This is a genomic window from Paracoccus sp. (in: a-proteobacteria) (assembly GCF_046462195.1).
Classification (GTDB): Bacteria; Pseudomonadota; Alphaproteobacteria; order Rhodobacterales; family Rhodobacteraceae; genus Paracoccus.
On the sequence record NZ_JBKGUN010000064.1, the window covers coordinates 1 to 4,012 of the forward strand.

4 protein-coding genes are annotated in these 4,012 nt (G+C 54.0%); 1 reads left to right on the forward strand and 3 read right to left on the reverse strand.

Going from position 1 to position 4,012, the window contains the following annotated elements; genetic code table 11:
- The 3 genes from ACLHHB_RS04390 to repA all read right to left on the reverse strand — a co-directional run.
- Positions 1-373 (reverse strand): helix-turn-helix domain-containing protein (locus ACLHHB_RS04390; RefSeq protein WP_410217071.1); only part of this gene is annotated, 373 nt, incomplete at its 3' end.
- 305 nt (positions 374-678) lie between these two features.
- Positions 679-1,731 (reverse strand): plasmid partitioning protein RepB, encoded by a 1,053-nt coding sequence (gene repB / locus ACLHHB_RS04395; RefSeq protein WP_410217072.1) that lies wholly within the window; start codon positions 1,729-1,731, stop codon positions 679-681.
- The gene (repA, locus tag ACLHHB_RS04400) at positions 1,731-2,972 is read right to left on the reverse strand and encodes a plasmid partitioning protein RepA (RefSeq protein WP_410217073.1); all 1,242 of its coding nucleotides are present in this window, start codon (positions 2,970-2,972) and stop codon (positions 1,731-1,733) included. Before repA ends, repB begins: the two co-directional genes overlap by 1 nt.
- A gap of 342 nt (positions 2,973-3,314) precedes the next feature.
- On the opposite strand from repA, the gene ACLHHB_RS04405 reads away from it, so the two are divergent.
- Positions 3,315-3,980 carry a GntR family transcriptional regulator gene (locus tag ACLHHB_RS04405; protein ID WP_410217074.1) on the forward strand — a complete coding sequence of 222 codons (666 nt, stop codon included), beginning with the start codon at positions 3,315-3,317 and terminating at the stop codon, positions 3,978-3,980.
- Positions 3,981-4,012: the final 32 nt, after the last annotated feature.

The following is a 4,012-nucleotide window of genomic DNA, read 5'->3' on the forward strand; positions in this document are numbered from 1 at the left end:
TTGTTTCCAGAGCATCTTGCCATCGCTTAGCGTTCTCAACCATTGGTGAGAGATCGATGCCGTAAGCTTCAGCCGCACCGCTCTCAGGGTCTCGAGTGCAGTAGCGTTTGCCGTTGGGGCTGCTTTGACGTCGGACGATTTCTGCATCCGCCAGTTCTTTGATGTGTCGGCGAATTGTCTTTTCACTCAGGCCAGCAAGACGGCGTTGCAATTCGCTGTTCGATGCAAAACAGATCATTCCTCTCCGCGGCTTCAGGCAACTGATGAGGGCAGCAAGCGTCTGTATAACCTTTGGTTTTATTCTAAGTTCTGGGGCTGCATCACGGATAGTACGATAGATCGACCACACGTCCTCTGCTGTGCCGTTTGGCATCAAGTTATCCCTCGCCGGCGCAAACACCGACGGCTTATGGTTTTGAAATGACATCTTGCATTCGCGGGGCAGGCCGTCGATCCCGTTTGGCACCAAGCTTAACCGCAACTGAAGTTAAACTGCGGACAAAAACTCTCCGACAACCGAATCGGCTTCTTGACGGAGCAGTACGGAGGCGCTAAATCTGAAAGTGCGAATGACAGATTAAGGCTCTCCGAGGGTGACTTCGGGGGGCTATTTTTTATGTACCGGCCTTCCTGGTGCGCTCCTTCTTTCTACTCTGGTTGACTGAATGAGGGGGGCGCTCAGCCGCTCCCTCGGGCTTCCGTCCAGCGCTTGTGGAGTTCCGCGATGACATCATTCGCGTTTTCGTCAAGCCACTGTCCGAATTGCGATTGGTGTCTTAAAGAGACACTAAAGGTCACACTACGGCCGGTCTTTTTTACGGTCCCAATATGGCGGCCTTCAATTTCTAAGAGGCGGTGAGGCCGACCCGGTTCATCTTCCGCCGCTGTGACACCTGTCACACAACTTTGCTGCAATGCAGCAAAGTTGCGCTGCAGTGCAGCGTCTGCCGAGGCCTTGCGTGCTTTGGCAATTATTTGCTCAAAACGATCAGCTCCAGTTACTGCGCCGTCGCCACTTGCAGGGATGAAACTCACGAGGTCTAAGCCTTCGTCTCTTGTGTAACGTGCCAGTTCCGTCCACAGAGTTCGGCCAATCTCATGTGCGGCACCTATGTATCGGATAACGTCCAATGGAACATTGTCGACGATCGTCTTCATCTTCGAGACTGCTGTCCTGTCGATGCCGAGAGCGTCCTGAATAACCTCTGGAAGATAATTCGCGTCGCGCAATTCTCGAGCGAAAAGAGCTTTTTCGATGTAGGATGGGTCTACCCGAAGGTTGTTCTCCTGACCTTGAGCGAGGACTGCGGCATCGTCGTCCAAGGTGCGTACAATTGCCTTCACCCTGTAGTCCGGACCTAATGTGCGAACGGCCGCCAGCCTCCGCCGGCCGTATACGATTTTGTATCGTTCGGTGGTGCCAGAAGGGCGCACAAGAATCGGAACCTGCTGTCCATGGGTTCTGATACTTTCTGCTAACGCGGCGATGCTTTCCGGGTCCAAACCAAGCCTATCCGCAGGCCCATCAGACAGAATTACTGCGGGATCGAGGTCGCGTATCGAGTTTGCTGTGAGTTCCAAGATCCCGCCGGCAAGTGCCTGCGCGCTTCGTGCACGTGAGCGTCCCGTAAAAGGAGGCGCGCTCTCGACATCGTCCGGACTTTTACGCGGCTCCAGAGCAGGATCGTCATCGATGCCAAGAGGCATACCACCAAACAATTTCCGTCCCATCAGCGCCCCCAGACTTGGTGAATGATACCTTCAATCTCCCGCCCAACAGCGTTCATGCTACCGATAGCTCGGTCCAGTGTGCTCTTAACAAGTTGCTTGGGATCAACCTCATAAATGGTTTGATGCGCCATTCCTGCGTCCGAAAACGCTGTCGACTTGAGCATCGGGTTGATCAGAACTTGAGATCCTAGGAGGTGGCGCAGATACCCGGCCATTTGATTTTGCGGACCGTCGGATGGCTCAAAGCGCGTGACGAGGAACTTGACAAAGCTCCAGCTGTGCACCTTTGAGGATTTTCCACGGATTGCCTGCATCGTATCCGTCGCGAGCTTTAGAAACTGAGACATTGAGGCGATGTCGAGCATCCCTGGAACGACGGTCACAAGTAGACCTGTGGATGCTGTGATTGCTGTTAGTGTGGTGAATCCAAGTTGTGGCGGACAGTCAATGAGCACGATGTCGTAATCGTCCTGTACCTCCGCTAGCTTCTCCGCAAGTCGTGCAGCAAAGATCGTATGGGATGTCTTGCCCATAGCATTGGTGTTTAATGCATAGGCAGTTGTTGTCTCATACTCTGCCAATTCCAAACTAGCGGGAGCGATATGGAGGTTGTGGAAGTAGGTCTTCCGTATGACCTCGCGCATACCAGCTCGACGCACACCATCCGAAAGGTTTTCGTAGCACAATGCATCGTAGATCGTGAGTTCCTCTGGAGCCTCAAAGTCGAGCTCAGGGCGGAAGCCAAAGAAGGTGGAGAGGCTGGCTTGAGGATCAAGGTCGACAACCAGCGTGCGAAATCCGCGCAGCGTAAGATAGTGGGCGATATGGGCGGTCGATGTTGTCTTGCCAGACCCACCCTTAAAGTTGACCACTGAAATGATCTGCATCGGCTCGCCGTCACGGCGGCCGTTGCGGTACTCCTCGCCGTTCTTGCCGGTCTGGATCATGATCTGCCGGATCGCGTCCATCTCTTCAGCGGTATAGAAGCGGTGTCCACGACCATCAGTTTCCACCTCGGGAAAGCTGCCATCTTTGTGGCGCGCGCGTGCAGTGGAGGCATTAATGCCAGTATATTCTGCCAACTCACCGGCGGAGAACTTACGAAGGGTTTTACTATCGTTCGGGTGGAAGACCCGACGCATTTCTTTGTCTAGGGAGTGCGCCAACCGGTCTGCATACCTGCCGAGGAGGTCGGTATCTACTTCAAGATTGGTGAACGTTACTTTGGACAGGTCATTCATCCTTGCCTCATCGGTCACCTTGGCATGATGCTTTGTCATGCCGTTGTCGCTAGATCGCCTCATAACGCCCAATCAGCGTTATTTGACTACATGCCACGTGGCGCTGCTTCCAGCAATCATTTTCTGTAGTAAGCCGTAACTGCAGCTGTTGCACGCAGGGGTTCCGGAGCACTCTATAGAAAGCGCGGAAAGGCACCGTTAGCCTGATGTCACTCTCAGGTCCCAAATGGATTGCATTCCTCTACAAAGTAAATGACAAAGGTTCCTAATGTTGTATACAATCTACAATGTTGGTGTGAGGCAGGAGATTTGATAATCGTTACGGCGATTAAGCGTGAGACGATGGCCACGCAGATTTGCGCAATGATGCGTGCTGCGATCCTGTCTGGCGAATTCGAGCCCGGAGAGACAGTCACTGAAAGCACCTTGGCCGACAGGTTTGGCGCAAGCCGAGCCCCGATGCGGGAAGCCTTGCGTCAGTTGATCGATCAAGGCCTTGTCGTATCAGTACCCTATACTGGCACCCGTATTGTCGACCTTTCGGTGAAGGACATCAACGACATCTACGCGATGCGGATCTGCCTGGAGGTTTTTGCCTTTGAGCAGATCTGGGATCGGCGGACTTCCCGCTTTGAAGAGAAGCTGCGGGCCAGGCACGAGAGGCTTCTGCTCGCCATTGACGCGCAGGACGATGTTCGGGCGATCGATGCCGAGCTGGATCTGCATAGCCTCGCCTATGAATGGAGCGGTAACAGCATCCTGGCCTCTAGCTGGTCGAGCGTTCGCGGTCGCCTCCAGGTCTATTGGGCTGCTCATCACCGCGCCCATGGAATTTCTGGTCCTAAGCGCGACAGCCACGACGAGTATATCCGCCTGGCGCTATCGGATGATCTTGAGACTATGAAAGCCGAAATCCACGCGCACATGCGGCGCGGCCTCGAAAAAACAAAAGCCTTTGTCGACACATTGGAAGCGACAAGGGCGAAACCCAGCAGGAGCAAAAAATGAAAAGACGCACCCTTCTCATCGCCGCCGCGGCA